This window comes from Ensifer sp. LC11, assembly GCF_001695835.1.
Classification (GTDB): domain Bacteria; phylum Pseudomonadota; class Alphaproteobacteria; order Rhizobiales; family Rhizobiaceae; genus Ensifer.
Genome location: NZ_MBSO01000013.1, coordinates 1 through 16,572, shown reverse-complemented (window position 1 = coordinate 16,572; position 16,572 = coordinate 1). Strand labels below are relative to the sequence as shown.

Below are 16,572 nucleotides of genomic sequence, written 5' to 3'. Positions count from 1 at the left end.
ACCTATCCTCCCTGCATGACCAGCGCGAAACCGTCGCCGAACAGGCGCAGCATCGCGGCAATACCGAGATAGAGCAGAAACAGGCCGCCCATGATCAGATAGGGCTGCGAGATGAAGTAGATCGGGATCTGCGGCGCAAGCTTGTTCACCATGCCGATCGCCACGTTGAAAAGCAGGCCGTAGATGAGGAAGGGGCTCGCCAGCCGCAGCATGATCATGAAGGTTTGCGCAAGCGAATCCGTAAGCGTGATCAACACGCCCTGCGGGTCGAAGGCAGTGCCGATCGGCATCGCCCGATAGGACTGGACGATCGCCTCAAACATCACATGATGGAAGTCCAGCATGAAAAGCACCATCAGCCCCGCGAAGCTGATCATGCTGGTCAACTGGTTCTCGGGCGTATCTTCGATCACGTCCGATGCAGGTGGTGAACTGAAGCCCATCAGCATGGTGATCGCCGTGCCGGCAAACTGCAACCCGAGCACGTAGTAGCGGGCGACGAGACCCATGACCGCGCCAACGGCGGTCTCGGCAGCGATCAGATAGATATAGGTATGCCCCTTGCCGGTCACCTGCGGGTAAATGTCAGTCCACATGATCGGCAGGATCGCCATGGAAATTGCCACGGCGATAAACAATCGGACCTGCATGGGGATACGCGCGGTCGAGAACCCGGGCATGATCATGATGCAGCCACCGATCCGGCAGAAAGCCGCAAACAGCGCCAGCACCGAGCCCTCCGGGTCGGTGATCATGAAATGGAGCCGATGATCTTGATCTCAAGGCCCTTGGCAAGCTCGACATGCGAGAGCACGGGCAAGGTGGCAAAAAGGCGCTCGATGATCATGCGCACATAAGAGCGGGATTCGGGCGAACTTACCAGCACGAAGGGCATGCCGCGATCGAGATGTTCACGGATAACTTTCGTCGCCTGCTCGCTGAACTCTTCGAGATGGCGCGGATCGATGTCGAATTCGACGACCTCCCCCTTCGCATCGCGCTTCAGCGCCTGGTGGAACACCATGTCCCATTTGTTGCCGAGGCGCAGGACGCGCAGGATGCCGTTGTCGGCGAGGTCGCCGCAGAGCTGCTGCGACATGCGCACGCGCACATGTTCGACGATCTGCTCGGTCTTGCGCACGTGCGGCGCGAGCTCGGCGACCGCTTCGAGGATCAGATGCAGGTTGCGGATCGAGACGCGTTCGGCGAGCAGCAGCTTCAGCACCGCCTGCAGGCCGGAATAGGACATGTGCGAGGTGCAGATTTCGTCGGCGAGCTTGCGATATTCCGGATCGAGGCGCTCGATCAGCACCTTCACGTCCTTATAGGAGAGCAGGTGCGGCAGGTTGTTGCGAATGACCTCGCTCAGGTGCGTCAGCACCACCGAGACGTTGTCGATCGGGTGGAAGCCTTCGCGCTTCAGATCTTCGGTGAAGGTCTCGAGGATAGAAACCGCCGGCATGCCGAAGGCGGGTTCGCGGATTTCATCGCCCGGCACGCTTGGCCGGCGGCCGCCGCCGGTAACCACGAGAACTTCGCCGACGCGCACCGTGTTCGAGGCGATCGTCGTGCCGTGGATGCGGATATGGTAGGCCTTATCCGGGATACTGATGTCGTCGGACACCTTGATCTCCGGGATGACGAGACCGTACTGACCGGCAAACTTGCGGCGCATCTTGCCGACGCGGAACGCCAGTTCCTGGTGTGCGCCAAGCAGGCGGGTCGAGACCTGCTTGCCGAGAAGCAGCTCGATCTCGGCGGTCTTCAACACCGACTTCACCGAATCCGACTCGCCTTCCTTGGTCTGCTGCGCCTTGGCCGCCTCTTCGGCTCGGCGGGCGGCGTTCGCGGCCTCGATCTGGCGCGGCACGAGCCAGCTCAGGAACGCCATGCCGCCGCCGAGAACGGCGAAGGGCAGGAACGGCAGGCCGGGGACGACCGCCAGCAGAATGATGAGGCCGGAAGCGACCATCAGCGCCTTCGGATAGCCGCCGAGCTGGCCGACGACGGCCTGGTCGGTCGAACCGGCCGTGCCGCCGCGCGAAACCAGAAGGCCCGCAGCCAGCGAAACGATCAGGGCCGGGATCTGCGAGACGAGACCGTCGCCGACCGACAGCTTGACGAAGACGTCGGCGGCTTCGCCGATCGGCATGCCGTGGCGAAGATAGCCGATGATAATGCCGCCGAAAATGTTGATCGCGGTGATGATCAGGCCGGCGATGGCGTCGCCGCGCACGAACTTCGAGGCACCGTCCATGGCGCCGTAGAAGGAGCTTTCCTCCTCGAGCTCGCGGCGGCGGCGCTGCGCTTCCTTCTCGTCGATCAGGCCCGCCGACAGGTCGGCGTCGATCGACATCTGCTTGCCGGGGATCGCATCGAGGGTGAAGCGCGCGCCGACTTCGGCGATACGCGTCGCACCCTTGGTAATGACGATGAAGTTCACGGTGATGAGGATCAGGAAGACGATCAGACCGATGACGAAATCGCCGGACATGACGAGGCTGGCAAAACCGGAGATGACGCCGCCGGCAGCACCGTGCCCTTCATGGCCGTGGGATAGGATGACGCGCGTCGTGGCGATGTTCAGCGCCAGGCGCACCATGGTCGAGATCAGCAGGATCGTCGGGAAGGACGAGAATTCGAGCGGGCGCTGGATCCACAGCGAAACCATCAGGATCAGGACCGAAAAGGCGATCGAGAAGGCCAGTCCCATGTCGATCAGGAATGGCGGGATTGGCAGGAAGAGGATCGACAGGATCGCCACGATCCCGAGCGCGAAGCCGACGTCCCGGCCCTTCGGTGCCACTTTCGGGATGATCAGCGCTGCTTGTTGTGCCATGTCTCTTCCGTCTCATCATGAGAACAAGGCAGCATTCACACGCGCTGCCCCACTATAAAGACGGAGATAGCGCCCCAAGCTTGCGCGAGGGTTTCATGGCGCGACAGGCGCAATTTCTGGATCGGCGCAGCAACAGCAAACGGTTCAGAAACCGGACTGGATGCGCGAGAAGATGATGTCGGTGAAGATGGAGATCTGGGCGCCGATAAAGGGCGCAGACACGGCAACCGTAATCATGACGGCGAGGATTTTCGGAACGAAGGTCAGGGTCATTTCCTGAACCTGGGTCAGCGCCTGGATGAAGGCGATGACGACGCCGACGATCATGGCGGCGAGAACGGCGGGGCCCGAGGCCACGATCACGGTCCAGATCGCGGCCTGCACAATATCGAGGGCATCCGCCTCATTCATGGATGTGTCACTTCACCTTGACGCCCGGGCCGATAACAAGCTCCTTGCCGCTATCGAGCACCGCAATGATTCCGTCAGAGTATAGTTTCACTTCCTTGACCACGCCAGTGGTCTTGCCGTCCTCGCTGGTGACGGTCCGCCCGATGACGGCGTCCGCCTCGCTGAGCGAGGTGCGCTGCAGAAGGCTCTCGAGGTTCTTGTTCGTCTTGATCGTCTGTTCCACCTGCGAGAAGGTCGCAAGCTGGGCGATCTGCTGCGTCGCGTCCATTGGCTGCGTCGGGTCCTGATTCTTCATCTGGGCGACGAGCAGCTTCAGGAAGCTTTCGTAGTTGAGCGATGCCTTGGCAGCGTCACCGCCCGAATCCTGGCCGGAAACGATCGGTGTGTAGCTGTTATTGTTGACGCCGCTTACCGCCATGGTGCGATCTCCTTGCGAATCTGCTCGACTGTCGCCGGCGTGATTTCCTGCGTGTTGAGAATGCGGTCTTCGATTGCGTAGAGGCCGCGGATCGCTTTCAGCGCCTCAAAGGCGCGGCCGTTGGTGACGAGACCGTCGACGCGCTTGAGTTCGGCCAGAACCTCTTCGTTCTTGAAGCAGTTGAGCAGCATGACGATCGACTTGCGGAACATGGCCGTCGACTGTTCAGCACCTTCCGGATTGATGAGGATCATCTGTGCGATGAAGTAGAGCTGCTTTAAGGGCGTCGTCGCGTCTTCCGGCTGCAGTACGTGGTTCTCGAGCAGGAACGTCACGTCGTTCAGGAATTCGACCGCAACCTTGCGGTCAACGCGCAGCACCGCGCCGTTTACAAAAATCCGTTCGCCCGACTTCAGCGAAATACGCAGTGTGCTCTTCATTTCAGTCCATCCCTGATGATGGTGGTAATGTCAATTATGCCCTGGAAATTGGAGGATTCGCGTTTGCGGATCTTTTCCGTCTCGTTGAGTATCCAGATGGCGATCGAAATCAGATTGGCGCGCAGCTCTTCGTTGAGCTGGTTTTCCGGAGCGCGCAGATCTTCGATGAAACGGATCCACAGGCGCCGGGTAAAATAGATGGCCTCGATGGCCTCTCTCGAATACCCTTTCTGCTGTTTCGCTGCTTCCATGAGCGCGATCGAGCGATCGAGTACCTGCCGTTCTCGATTCTTGGAGTCGGCGACGCCGTCCTCCATGATCTCGGCATAGGAAAATTGGTACATTCAGACATCCTTCATGTTTGTCCGGCTCCCCATACTAGAGGAAATTGAGCAAGCTCATCTGCTGTAGTCGCGACGTTAGTGTATAGGACGTTTCCAGCTGTACCTTCAGCGTGTTGATCCGGGTCGATGTCTCGATCGGGTCAATGCCCTCGAGGTCGGCGACATGCGTATTCACGAGCTTGAGCTGCGCCTCAATCGAGGTGTTTGCCTTCTTCACTCGCGACTCCGAGATACCGAGCGAGCTGCGCTCGGCGTTGAGGCCGGCAATACCCTGCTCCGCATACTGGAGCGCCTCGACACCGATGGCGGCGCGCACCTCGGGGGTCACGTTCCTGTCCATCAACTCGGCCGAGATGACGCTTGCCAGCGCGAACATCCGGAAGCCCTTGGCGTTGGCGTTGGTCGAGCTTTCGATGACTTCGCTGGCGCTGATCCGGCTCGTCATGTTCTGGCTGGATGCATCCGACCAGTTCGCGTCCCAGCCCGTGCCGGTGAACATCGGCTCGACCGTGTTCTTGATGAAGTCCTGCATCTGGGCCACGGAGAACTGGTCCATGCCCGTAAGCGCCGGAATCTGCGCGGCCATGAAGGTCGACAGCGCGCTGTCGAAGGCGGTTTTGGCTGCCGACGGCGGCGTCGTGCTGTAGTCGGCGATCGGCTTGGCGTCGGTGTTGATGCCCGAAAACAGGAACTCGCCGTTGAAGGAGGTGTTGGCAGCCGCGGTAAAGGTCTGCAGCGCCCCCATGATCTCGGTCTTCTGGATCTTCAATTGCGTGGCCGCGTCGTTGCCCTTGTAAGTCACCAGCGTGTCGCGCACCTTTTCGGCGGCCTTCGCCATCGTTTCCAGCGCGCCCTGCGAACCGGATAGGCGCTGCGTCACGACGGCGTTGGTGGTCTTCATCGAGTTCAGCCGATCCATCTCGCGCTGAAGGTTGAGCGAGCGGGATGCAGTCGCGCCAAGCGCCAGACCGACATCGTAGTGGCGGCCCGTCGTCTGCTCCTGGGTCGCCTTCAACAGGTCCGACTGGTTCTGCTGGATCGTCAGGCGCATGGCGCTCTGGATCGCCAGGTTAGAAACGTAGGACGTCTTCATGATTACCTCACAGCTTCCATCAGGGCCGCCATCATGGCGTCCACGGTACTCACCAGCTTGGCCGATGCTTTGTAGGATTGTTCCAGATCGAGCAGCAGCGACAATTCCTCGTCGATGCTGACGCCCGTCTGCTTGCTGAGTGCTTCCTGCGTGCGCGACAGCATCGCCCGCTTGTTGTCGTCGGCGGTCGACGCGGTCTTGCGTGTCTGCTCGAGCCAGCCGACCGATCCCGTCGCGAAGTTCAGGAGGCTGCTTGTGCCGTCGAGCCCCGTCGACGGGTCGAACGACATGTTCTCACCCATCTTGTTGACGAAGCCGTCGAGCAGCGCCGTGTAACCGGAACTCGGATTGGCAGCACCGCCCGGGTTCGACACCACGCCGTTGAAGCCGCCATCACGCAACAGAAGTGGGTTGGCCTTGGCCAGCGCATTGACGGTGATCTTCGACGCCAGGCCAGGAACGACCGTGCCCGCTGCCGGGATCCCTGCGCTGCCCCATGTAAACAGGCCCGGCTGATAGGGTATCGGCGTCGGCGTGGCGGCGGGATTGCCTTCCTTGAAAAGCTCGATCAGGCCGCGCGCGATTTCGTCGAGTTGCGACTGGAACTTCGGCGCGATGTCGTCGCGCAGCTGCACGAGGCTCGCGAGCTTGCCCTTGGCGGTCGTATCAGCGCCGCTTCCGGCCGCGATCGGCACGCCGTCGACGAAGATCTTGTTGCCGGTGACAGTGGCGTCATAGGTCGTGGTCGGAGCGAACGTGACCTGGCGCGGGATATTCTCGAAAAGCACCGTGCCGTCGGTGGTGAAGATCACCGTGTCATTGTTGCCGCGCGTGACGGTGGAGATGCCGATGATCTCCGACACCTGCTTGAGGATCTTGTCGCGCTGGTCGAGTGCGTCGCTGGTATCGGCGCCCAAAGCTGTCGCCGACTTGACGGCGTTGTTCGCTTTTTCGAAGTCGGCCAGCAGGCTGTTGAGCTTGCCGACCTCAAGGGCGATTTCCTTGTCGGCATCCTCGCGCAAGTCCTGCACCGTCGCGGAGGTCTTGTTGAGCGAGTCGGCGAGGTCCTGCGCGTTGGTGACCGCGGCCGCCGCGATCGTCTTGTTGCCTGGCGTCGAGGCGAACGTCTGCAGGCTGTTGCGAAAGTCCGAAAGCAGCTTCGACGGCGCGGTTTCGTAGTTATTGCCGCCGAGCGCTGATTTCAGCAGTTCCAGGCCATCGCGAAGCCGGGCCTGGCCCGAGGCTTCGCCGATGCTGGCGATGCTCTGCTTGAGCAGCGCCTCGTTCTGTGCCCGGTAGATGGATACGACCTGCGCGCCGTTCGCGGTGCTGCCCAAAAGAGCGAGGCGACGCGAATAGTCCGCATTGCCCGCATTCGCGATGTTCTTCGACACGATCGCGGTCTGCTGCGCCGTGTTGCTGAAGGCCTGCTGTGCGATGGATATTGCGGAGGACAGCGACATGACGCGGACCGTATCTCTTTCAATTACCGTTTCAGGTTGACCAGCACGTCAAGCAGGTCCGAGGCCGTCTGGAACACCTTGGAGTTTGCCGTGTAATTGCGCTGCGCCTCGATCATCGAGGTCAGTTCGTTGGCGATGTCGACGTTGGAGTTTTCGAGCGCCTTGGACTGGATGTTGCCGAACGCCCCGGAACCGGCGAACCCGGTGACGATGACGCCCGAGTCCGCACCCTGCGAGTAGACGTTGCCGGACTGCGGCTGCAATTTGTCCGGGCTCTGGACGGTCGCGAGCGCGATGCGGAACTTCGGGATGAGGTTGCCGTCACCGTACTTGACGTAGACCACGCCTTCCTTGTCGATCTCGAAGCCCGACATCTTGCTCGGCTTGCTGCCGTCGATGCCGCCGCCGCTGCTGGTGAAATCGCCAGCAAGCTGCGTCGTCTTCGTCGTATCGATCGTCAGCGCGCCCAGGTTGGCGCCGGTGCCGGGAAGACCGGTCATGGCGGTCGTCGTCAATGTCGCGGGGACGGCGCCGATGCGCTTGCCGGCCGCGTCGAAAGTCATGGTCTGCGTGCCGATGTTGGTGCCCGACGCGCGATCGACGACGTTGAGGCTCCAGGCGTTCGCGCCCGTTTTCTGGTAGGTGAAATCAAGAATTCGGGTGTTGCCCTGCGTGTCGTAAACGACCAGCGAGGTCTTCGATTGATCGCCGATGGCCGCACCCGATGGGAGGTTTGCCTCCATCGCACCCTTGGTCGAACCGGAAGCGACCAAGCCCTCGTCCTTGAGCTTGACCGGCACCAGGCCATCAAAACCGTTGACGACAACAGTCGGATCGACGCCAGCCTTGTACTCGTAGCCCATCAGCGTGAAGCCGGCGGTGTTGACGAGGTTGCCGTCCTTGTCCGGAACGAAGGAGCCGGCGCGTGTCAGGAAGTTCTCGCCGCCATTGCCCGAGACGATGAAGAAGCCGCCGCCGTTGATCGCAAGGTCGCTCGCCGATGTCGTGTAGCTGGTGCCGCCCTGCTGGGAGATGCTGTAGCGCACCTGCGTCTCGACGCCGCCGGAATTGTAGTTGCCGCCGCCCGAAGGCAGGATCATCGACGAAAACTCAGTGGAGGCGCGCTTGTAACCCGTCGTGTTCGCGTTCGCGATGTTCTCGGCGACGGTGCCCAGACGGTTCGACTGGGCGTTCATACCGGACACACCCGTTCTCATGCTGCCATAGAGACTCATATCGGATCCTCATTTCCTTGTTACGGCGACACTAGGAAGCGGGCCTTGCGTGAACCTGTCTTGGTTCGGCGCCCGCCCTTCGGCATGGCGCTCAGTTCCAGTCGATGCAGTAGCCAAGGAAACGCTTGGAATCGATCGGGTCGAAGCTGAGCTTCTTGCGCAGTTTCTTGCGCAGCTTGCTGATGTGGCTCTCGACGACGTTCTCCTCGACGTCCTCGTCGAAGATCCCGTAGATCGCGTTGAAGATCTGCGACTTGGAAACCCGGCGGCCACGGTTTGCGACCAAATATTCGAGAATGCGCCGTTCGCGACGCGGCAGGGCGAAGACTTCGCCGTTGATCTCGGGATCACGACCGTCAGCGAAGACGCGGATCGGACCGATGTCGGTAAAGTTGGTGATGGCCTTCAGGCGGCGGCGGATCGCGGCCACCCGGGCGAGGATTTCGCGGGGGTGAACTGGCTTGCGCACGACGTCGTCGACGCCGCAATCAAAGAGTGCAAGCGTGTTTTCGAGGGACGGCGTGTCGCTGACGGCAATCACCGGCGCCATCGACCGGTCGCGGATGGCGCGTGGCAGCGTCAACGTGGCGTCGCCCTGGCCAATCAGGAAGGCCTCTACGGCGTCAATATCCGAATCAGCAGCCGCGTTCACCCACTCCCCGAACTCGCGGGGGTCGAAGCCCGTCGAGGGAATACCTTCACGCCCGAAGAGGGACGTATATCCGTCCTTCACCAGCTCTCTTTCATCAACCACTACGATCATTCGCCCGCCTCCGAATCAGTATGGCTCCGCACTGATTGAGAGGTACGAATCGAGAGATTCACGAACAACTAGAGGAAGTTACTGGGTGGAATTAATAATTGATTAACCATGTTTCGCCGATTTGATCTATATCTAGTGGCACCCTGTCGGTATCGGCACTAAAATAATGTGGAAAAGTTAACGGATGACGACAATTAGCTTGCCGTCACATTGTCCACGCATTGTCGCCACAATGCGGCAAGCGATCGCAAAATACAATCAATGGTTGCTTATTGGCAGAATTGCGTGGCGTTCGGCGTCCACTTGCCGTAGCCCGTCGCGACGAGGTTCGCGATCACCCGGCAGACGTATTTTTTCTGCGCCGGGTCGTTGTTCGGACCCGCATGATAGCGAGCAACGGCCATCGTCCAGGTCTCGTGCCTGGCATGCAAATTGGCCAGGAAGCGCGCGGCATATTCGACATTCTTCTGCGGGTCAAGCATCTCCGCCGGCGACATGAAATGCTCGCCATGGAAGTAATAGTTGATCTGCATGCAGCCGAGATCGATGAGCTTGGCGCCCTGCGCGCGCGCGTTGCCGAACTGCGTGAGAACGTCCTGTTCGCTGCTGCCGAAATAGGCCTTCCCCTCGATGTTCATCGCGTAGGGTTGGAGCGAACCCTTGCGGCCAGTTTCGGTCAGTCCGACGGAATAGAGGATCCCGGCCGGGATGTTGTATTTCGCCGCCGCGCTGATGATCTCGCGCTCGCAGACGCCAGCGCCGGCACTGGCCAAAGCGCTACATGTAGACGTGACCAGTGCGAGAGCGCTCAGTGCCGGCAGCCGCTTCGTCCGTCCCGCCATTGCCAACCCACCTTTCCGCCGCCGAAGCCTGGCCGTCATCCTGCCGCTGCTGTCGTCCCTGGCCGTTGCCATCGGCGCGCTCGCGCCCCTGCTGTCCTGCCTGGGCCTGGGTCTGCTGTTGCGAGCCGCTGCCCGAGGCCGTATCGCCGCCCGCGTTGAACACGATGTTCACCTGGTCGACGGCGAAGCCCTGCGCACGCAGCGCCTTGACCATCTCGCTCTGGTCGTCGCGCAATTGCCGGAAGGCTTCACCGGTCTCGACCTTCAGCTCGACCTGCAATTCGTCGTCCTTCAGCCGCAGCGTGGCGGTGACGAGGCCGAGCTCAATCGGATGAAGCTGGATCTTCAGCGTGTTGAGTGTCTTGCCGGCCTGCGTCCAGGCGCCAGGCTGGGCGAGCGCTGCACTCGGCTGCAGCTGTTGAGTCCCGGCCTCGCCCGCAATCGCGTCGGCGACGGCACTTGTGTTCGGATTCATAGAGATGCCCAGGTAGCGCCGCGCTTCGAGCACCGTGACGTTTTCGGCCTTGGCGGACGCCTGCGAACGCGAAGCATCGAACGCCGCATCCCCGTCCTTCGACAAGGCCATGGAAACAGCCTGCCCCTTGCCATCGGCCCGTGCGAAGCGGAAGAGCCGATCGGCCTCACCCTCACCCGCCGTGGCCTCAGTGTTCGCGCCCTGCCCGCCGGCAGCGACCGCATGGGCAACCGCTCCCGCGTCCTGACGGCCGGTCTGCTGCCGGCTGGCAGCTGCTGCGTCGCCTGAGCGAAGCGCCTGTCCGCCAAGAAGAGAGAGCAAGTCGTCCATTTCGGTTTTCGGCGTCTGCGTCGCGTCCCCACCTTCGCCGCCGTCCACCTCGTCGTCGGTCGACGGCTGACCGGCTGCCGGTGTTCTGGCCAAGGCCTGGGACAGCGCAGCGAGCCGGTCGGCAAGTTCGTCCGGGACGGCGCCGACGGCCGGGCCGTTCGGCTCGCCCCCTGCCTTCGTCGGATCCACCTTGCCAACGGGGCGCCGTGCGCCGACGCCACGTTCCGTCGCCGGGAAATGATCACCGGCGGCCTGTTCGCCAAGTGCCTGCTCGTCCCGGCTAATGGCGATACTGCGCGCGTGTGCGTGCCTGCCTACGGTCTTGGAAATATTGTCCTTGTCGATCAAGGCTCCTGCCCCCGCTTCGTCGCCGGCCGCAGCATCGCCGACGCCATTGCCCGTCGCTGGCTGGTTCTTCTCGCGCCCCGCATTGGCCACTGCATCCTCGAATGCGCCTGCAAGAGCACCGCCGGCTCGCCCACTGCCCTTGCCGGCAGGAGCCGGAGGCAATCCGCGCAGGGTGTCGTCAAGAGCCCTCATTTCCCTTCTCCCTTCAGGAGAGCGTCGATCTCTTCGATCTTCGATCGCCCCTTCGCCACGAAACCGTCGTGCGCGGGATCCCCAATCTCTTCACTGCCGGATGCAGCCACGCTCTCGGCCGCATTCATCGGCGCCTGCGCATTGCCGAAGGGGCTCATGCCGCTGCCCGTGTCCTCGGTCGCGGCAGAGCTTTCCGCTTCGACCGGTCTATCGGGTTTAGACGCGAACGCTTGCGTGAGGCTTTCACCGCCAGGTGGCCTGACGACCGCTTCCGCAATGGCCCTTGCAGCATCGCGCAAGGCGCGATCACGCGGCGAAAGCGCCGCGTCCGATATCGCCGCCAGGCTCGCTGTCGCGGCAAACACGTCATTTGATGGGACCGACGCCAGGCCCGCATAGAAGTTGGCAAGCACTTTCGGTTGCGCCGCGCCGTCGGCGCCAAGCGCCTCGGCCCGTTCCGATGCGAGTTTCGCAAGCACCTGCTTGCCGGCAATCGCTGCGCGCCGGGCAACGCGGAGATAGACCTCGCGCTGGCGCGGCGCGTCCATGAAGCCGAGAACCTCGGAGATCCGTTCCTGGGCCGCACCGTCGAAATGGGCGACGGCCAGCTCGACGAACACATCGGCAAACTGGCTGGCATAGGGAGATGTCAGGTAGCGGCGGGCATAGGCGAGCGCGTAGCGGAAGCCCTTCTCCGGTTCGCCCGCCTGAACGGCCAAAAAGACCGAGCGACGCAGGGCCGCCTCTTCGATGATCGTACCTGGAGCCGTCAGGCGAGCCCAGTCGTAGTACTTCATCGCGGCAACCGGATCCTGCTGCGAGGTCGCGTTGCCCAAGATGAGATAGACGTAGGGCCCGATCCGGGCGCTACGGTATTCGGGCGCAGCCTTGGACAGGTTTTCGACGATCAACCCGCCCTTGCCGTTCAGATATTGTCGAAGCGCGTCAGTGACCCTGGCATCGAAGTTTCCGGCCACGTCGTGATCCGAGAGGTATTTCAGCGTCTCGGGGTTGCCGCCGCTCATTGCGTAGACGAGGGCCGCATCCACGTTGCGCGGGTCGCGAAACACGGAAGGATCCGCCGAACGCAAGCGTTTATCGATCGCCCCCAGCATGAAGCGCTGCATTTCGATCGCGGAGTGGTCACCAAGCACGACGGAGTCCTGCACGTATTGCAGCGACCGGATCATCTTGAATGGCGCGAGTTCCTCGACGTCATCGGCATTGGCAGTCCCGATCGAAAGCGGGGCTGCCAGCGCGCAACATGTCATCAGGACGGATCGCAGGCGTCTCAACATGGCGTCTAACCCGGGGCCGATTGCAACAGGATCTCAATGCGCCGGTTGCCCGGAGCGTAGGGATCGTCGGGCAGCTGCAGCCGGCGATCGGCAAACCCGCTGATCTGGCTGACGCGATTCTCCTTCAGCCCGCCACGAACCAGCATGTAGTAGGCGCTCTGGGCGCGCGCTGCCGACAAGCGCCAATTGTCATAGGTGCCGTCCTTGAAGGGACGGCCGTCGGTGTGGCCGCGGATCGCGACTGCACCTTGGCGTCCGGCCAGCAAATGGCCGATCTTTTCCATCGCAAGCACCAGCTCCTTCTGCGGCACGGCCGAGCCGATGGCGAACATCTGGGCGTCGGTGCGCTCGCTGATCGTCACCATCAGACCGCCCTCGGCAGGCGTCACAACCAGGCCTTCAGCCAGTTGACCCGCCTCACCGGCAAGTTCCTTCTTGAGTTCGGCTTGAAGTTCGGCGGCCTGCTTCTCGGCGTCTGCCTCCTTCGTCTCTGCCTTCGGCTTGTCGTCGGCAGCGGTATCGGCGCCCTTGTCAGTCGCCTTTTCGGGACCCTTATCAGCCGCAGTGACCGCCTCAGAAGCCTCTTGCGCACCCTCTGCCTCTGTCTGCGTCTTGACTGCCGGCGTCGCCCCTGCCGGCTCGGTCGTCTTGGCGGCGAGCGCGACGTCTGTTTCGGCCGTATTGCCAGCGTCTTTCAACTCGACCTGCTTCGTCCAGAAGTCCGGATCAAACGGGTCGCGATAGGCTTCGCCGCCATCGGCGCCCGTTGCCGGCCCCGACTGGGCCGCTCCGCCCTCGCCTTTGACGCTGATGTTGGCCTGCTGGCCAACTTCACGGGCGATCTCGGAAAGCACCGAATAGGGGTTTTCGAAAAAGTCGGCGTCGGAATACTTCGTTTCTTCGCCTGACGTCGCTGTCAGTTGATCACCCGTCTTGGCGGAGCCACCGGATTTTTCCTGCTCGCCATCGACCTTGGAGCGCTGCTGCGTTTCCTCGCCCTGTGCGTCCTTCGCCGGGTCCTTCAAGCCACGCTCGGCCGGTTTCTGGTCGGTCAGTTGCACCGGGTTGAAGTAGGAGGCGATCGCCGCCTTGGTTTCCTCGTTGGCGGCGTTGATCAGCCACATGACGAGGAAGAAGGCCATCATTGCCGTCATGAAGTCGGCATAGGCGATCTTCCATGAGCCGCCGTGATGGCCGTCATGACCACCGCTATGGCGCTTGACGATGATGATCTCGTGCTTGCCGTTGTGATGGTTTTCGTCGCTCATGCGAGAACTTTCCGGACTGTGTCGGCCCAGGCGGCCATGCGTGTCACCAGGATCGTGCCGTCCATTTCGACGGAAAGATCGACATCGTCGGTCTCGATGTGACGGAACAACGGCATGTCTTCCCCGAGCTGGCGCTTCAGCGCCTCGAAGAGATGACCCGGCCCCTTGATGACGATGGTGCATCCTTCGCCGGCCACGAGGCCCTGTTTCAGCATTTGCGCCATGTCGGCAACGGCCCGCTGCATCAGAGCGTCCTCCATGACCGGCGCGAGAACGCGGGCCGTCTGGTCGCCGAGCGCGATCGCGAGGCTGTCTGCCATCTCAGCGAAACGCTCTGCGAGACGGTTTGCGGCCTCCTCCTCAAGGCGCAGCCTCAGCGCCTCGAGCTCAGCCGCATGGGCTGCCTGCAGTTCCGCGATCTGCTTTTCCTGTTCGAAGACGAGTTCGGCAGTGGCTTCGGCCCGCCCCTCGGCAAAGGCTCTGCGGCGCTCCGCATCAATGTCGATTTCCGGCATGGCTGGTCTCGCGCCGAGGCGATCGCCATCGGCATAGTCGGCATCCAGATCGGGAAAGTATTTCGGCGGCATCAGCGACAGCTCAACTTTCGGCGCGCTGAAGTCCTTGAGGTAGCGGGAGAGCATTGCACTCATGGCCGGCCCCCTGCGGCGAACCAGCGGCAATGAGGCGATCTCAACCTGCTTACGAGGCGGCGCCCCCTGGCGCGGACTTCCATTGCTGCTGGCACTGCTGACATGTCTCCCTCGGGCACAACCGCAAAACACGGCGAGCCCAGCATTCTTGACGTACATCGGCGAGATCCGGGGTCGGTCTTTCCCGGAGCGATCCGATGCAGGCGGCGGCGCAAAGGTCATTTTGGCCGGCAGTCGTCCGACAGGACTGCGAGGGAAGGCTATTCGGTCAAACTTGTGCGAAAATGAATGTGTTGGACCGCGCCAGGGCAAATAGCGCGGTCCAACCGTTTCCACCGGGTGCCGTGACCGACGACGTGGCAGAACTCAACTTTCGCCGATACCCGTAGGCGGACAACGGCAGTGTTTCGGCGAGCCCGGGGGCCTTAGACGGCCGCCCTGCGCCGCCACGCCTTACTGCTGGAACAGGCGCAGGATGTTTTCGGAATTGGTGTTGGCGATCGAAAGCGCCTGAATGCCCAGTTGCTGCTGGGTCTGGAGCGCTTTCAGTCGCGTCGATTCCTCGTTCATGTCGGCATCCACGAGACGGCCGACACCCTTGTCGATCGTATCCATCAGGTTGGCGATGAAGCCCTCCTGCAATTCGATGCGCTTGGTGATAGCGCCGAGCGTGGCGGCGGAATCCGTCAGCTGGTTGAGGATGCGTTCGACGACGCGGATCATGTCGTCCATCTCGGCATCGGTGGTCGCCGCAGTCAGCTTGATTTCCGCGGTCGTTCCGATCGGAGTTGTCGCCGGCGCGCCGATCAGGTGGTAAATGCGCGTGCCGGTAGTTCCGGGCGGCGAGGTAAGCAGCGCGGCGTCATAATTCTTGGTCAACAGGCCGCGGCTCGCGTTCTGCTTGTCAATCAGCATCGACTGCGATGTGTCGAAGTCGAGCGTGGTGACGGACACGTTGCCGTTGGCATCACGGTTGAAGGAAGCCACCACCGACTTGGTACCGACCGGGGCCGCGTCCGCATTGTAGAGCCAGTTCTCGCTGGAGAAGGAGGCGGACTGGGCCGCAGAAATGAGCTGGTTCTTGAGCTCGGAGATCTCCTTGTCGATCTTCAGCTTGTCGACGCCCGGCTCGCGCGCCGCGACGAGCTTGCGCTTGATCTCGCTGACCACTTCGATCGACGAGTTCATCGCGGCATAGGCCGTATCGATCTTGGCGGCACCGAGGCCAAGGGCGTCCTGAACGGTCGAAAGTGCGGCATTGTCGGAGCGCATAGTGGTCGCGATCGACCAGTAAGCCGCATTGTCCGCAGCCGTTTGCACGCGGTAGCCAGAGGAAATCCGGTCCTGGACTTCGGCCATGTCGGAATTGATCGAGCGCAACGTCTGGAGTGCCGCCATAGCGGCGGTATTGGTCATAATGCTGGTCATTGGTCACCTGCCCCGAATGATTTTCTAAGGACATTCCGGAGTACGGCACCGGCAGCGACGGGACTGGCATCATGCGAATCGCCCCTGTTTTGCCCTGGGGGCGACCCTTCGCTCTTAACCAAGATGTAACGATCTCATGGTTAACAAATAGTTAATGCCGTTAGGAAGTCGGTAACGAAAATGAACCGACGTTAGGAAAGATGCATGAAAGGTTAAACTTCTGCCGGCCGGGATGAGGCGGACTGCCGCCAATTTACCCCGCCCCGAGAACGACAGCATGCGGAGAAAAAGAAAAGGCCGCACGTCCTTGCGGAGGTGCGGCCCTGGTGGAGTGAAGCGAAGGGCGATTTGCACCCTTCGCTTCCCGTCGTCCGATTAACGGAACAGCGACAGGATGTTCTGCGAGTTGGAGTTGGCGATCGTCAGCGCCTGGATGCCAAGCTGCTGCTGCGTCTGCAGAGCCTTCAGGCGGGTCGATTCCTCGTTCATGTCGGCATCAACGAGACGGCCAACGCCCTTCTCGATCTGGTCGGAGAGGTTTTCGACGAAGCCGCTCTGCAGGTCGATACGGCTGTTGAGCGCACCGAGGTCGGCGGCAGCGTCGGTCATCTGCGTTAGGACGGAGTCAACACCCGAGAGGGCCTGCGACAGAGCGCCGGTCGTCATGTTGGTGATGTCGAGCGTCAGGACGCTGAAGGTCAGCGCTACGGTCGCGCCGGTTGAATCGGCGTAGGA

At 61.8% G+C, this 16,572-nt stretch carries 17 protein-coding genes; all 17 read right to left on the bottom strand.

Annotated elements, in window-relative coordinates; genetic code table 11:
* Positions 1 to 2 precede the first annotated feature (2 nt).
* Entirely contained in the window at positions 3 to 755 is a 753-nt protein-coding gene (gene fliR / locus BBX50_RS11540) for a flagellar biosynthetic protein FliR (protein WP_065775474.1), read from the bottom strand.
* Complete coding sequence (gene flhA, locus BBX50_RS11535) at positions 752 to 2,839, bottom strand: flagellar biosynthesis protein FlhA (protein ID WP_065775473.1); 2,088 nt, start codon at positions 2,837 to 2,839, stop codon at positions 752 to 754. Before flhA ends, fliR begins: the two co-directional genes overlap by 4 nt.
* A 144-nt stretch (positions 2,840 to 2,983) precedes the next feature.
* The gene (gene fliQ / locus BBX50_RS11530; protein WP_043624946.1) at positions 2,984 to 3,250 is read right to left on the bottom strand and encodes a flagellar biosynthesis protein FliQ; all 267 of its coding nucleotides are present in this window, start codon (positions 3,248 to 3,250) and stop codon (positions 2,984 to 2,986) included.
* 7 nt (positions 3,251 to 3,257) lie between these two features.
* Positions 3,258 to 3,668, bottom strand: coding sequence for a flagellar hook assembly protein FlgD (gene flgD / locus BBX50_RS11525; RefSeq protein ID WP_057251055.1), 411 nt, complete (start codon positions 3,666 to 3,668; stop codon positions 3,258 to 3,260).
* Entirely contained in the window at positions 3,659 to 4,108 is a 450-nt protein-coding gene (gene flbT / locus BBX50_RS11520) for a flagellar biosynthesis repressor FlbT (RefSeq protein ID WP_065775472.1), read from the bottom strand. The genes flgD and flbT overlap by 10 nt, the downstream gene beginning before the upstream one ends.
* A complete protein-coding gene (gene flaF / locus BBX50_RS11515; protein ID WP_034800744.1) occupies positions 4,105 to 4,452 on the bottom strand; it encodes a flagellar biosynthesis regulator FlaF in 348 nt (115 codons plus the stop codon). The genes flbT and flaF overlap by 4 nt, the downstream gene beginning before the upstream one ends.
* A gap of 34 nt (positions 4,453 to 4,486) precedes the next feature.
* Entirely contained in the window at positions 4,487 to 5,545 is a 1,059-nt protein-coding gene (locus tag BBX50_RS11510) for a flagellar hook-associated family protein (RefSeq protein WP_065775471.1), read from the bottom strand.
* Between the two features lie 2 nt (positions 5,546 to 5,547).
* The gene (flgK, locus tag BBX50_RS11505; RefSeq protein WP_065775470.1) at positions 5,548 to 7,008 is read right to left on the bottom strand and encodes a flagellar hook-associated protein FlgK; all 1,461 of its coding nucleotides are present in this window, start codon (positions 7,006 to 7,008) and stop codon (positions 5,548 to 5,550) included.
* A 23-nt stretch (positions 7,009 to 7,031) separates the two neighbouring features.
* Positions 7,032 to 8,243 (bottom strand): flagellar hook protein FlgE, encoded by a 1,212-nt coding sequence (locus BBX50_RS11500; protein WP_065775469.1) that lies wholly within the window; start codon positions 8,241 to 8,243, stop codon positions 7,032 to 7,034.
* Between the two features lie 91 nt (positions 8,244 to 8,334).
* On the bottom strand, positions 8,335 to 9,006 hold the full coding sequence (locus BBX50_RS11495; RefSeq protein ID WP_065775468.1) for a response regulator transcription factor: 672 nt from the start codon (positions 9,004 to 9,006) through the stop codon (positions 8,335 to 8,337).
* A 269-nt stretch (positions 9,007 to 9,275) separates the two neighbouring features.
* The gene (locus BBX50_RS11490) at positions 9,276 to 9,848 is read right to left on the bottom strand and encodes a lytic transglycosylase domain-containing protein (RefSeq protein ID WP_065775467.1); all 573 of its coding nucleotides are present in this window, start codon (positions 9,846 to 9,848) and stop codon (positions 9,276 to 9,278) included.
* The gene (locus tag BBX50_RS11485) at positions 9,784 to 11,193 is read right to left on the bottom strand and encodes a flagellar hook-length control protein FliK (protein ID WP_065775466.1); all 1,410 of its coding nucleotides are present in this window, start codon (positions 11,191 to 11,193) and stop codon (positions 9,784 to 9,786) included. Before BBX50_RS11485 ends, BBX50_RS11490 begins: the two co-directional genes overlap by 65 nt.
* A complete protein-coding gene (motC, locus tag BBX50_RS11480; RefSeq protein ID WP_065775465.1) occupies positions 11,190 to 12,491 on the bottom strand; it encodes a chemotaxis protein MotC in 1,302 nt (433 codons plus the stop codon). Before motC ends, BBX50_RS11485 begins: the two co-directional genes overlap by 4 nt.
* 5 nt (positions 12,492 to 12,496) lie before the next feature.
* The gene (locus BBX50_RS11475; protein WP_065775464.1) at positions 12,497 to 13,759 is read right to left on the bottom strand and encodes a MotB family protein; all 1,263 of its coding nucleotides are present in this window, start codon (positions 13,757 to 13,759) and stop codon (positions 12,497 to 12,499) included.
* Positions 13,756 to 14,409 carry a hypothetical protein gene (locus BBX50_RS11470; RefSeq protein WP_065775463.1) on the bottom strand — a complete coding sequence of 218 codons (654 nt, stop codon included), beginning with the start codon at positions 14,407 to 14,409 and terminating at the stop codon, positions 13,756 to 13,758. Before BBX50_RS11470 ends, BBX50_RS11475 begins: the two co-directional genes overlap by 4 nt.
* A 453-nt stretch (positions 14,410 to 14,862) precedes the next feature.
* A complete protein-coding gene (locus BBX50_RS11465; RefSeq protein WP_065775462.1) occupies positions 14,863 to 15,837 on the bottom strand; it encodes a flagellin in 975 nt (324 codons plus the stop codon).
* Positions 15,838 to 16,212: 375 nt separating this feature from the next.
* Positions 16,213 to 16,572 (bottom strand): flagellin (locus tag BBX50_RS11460; protein WP_274533986.1); only part of this gene is annotated, 360 nt, incomplete at its 5' end.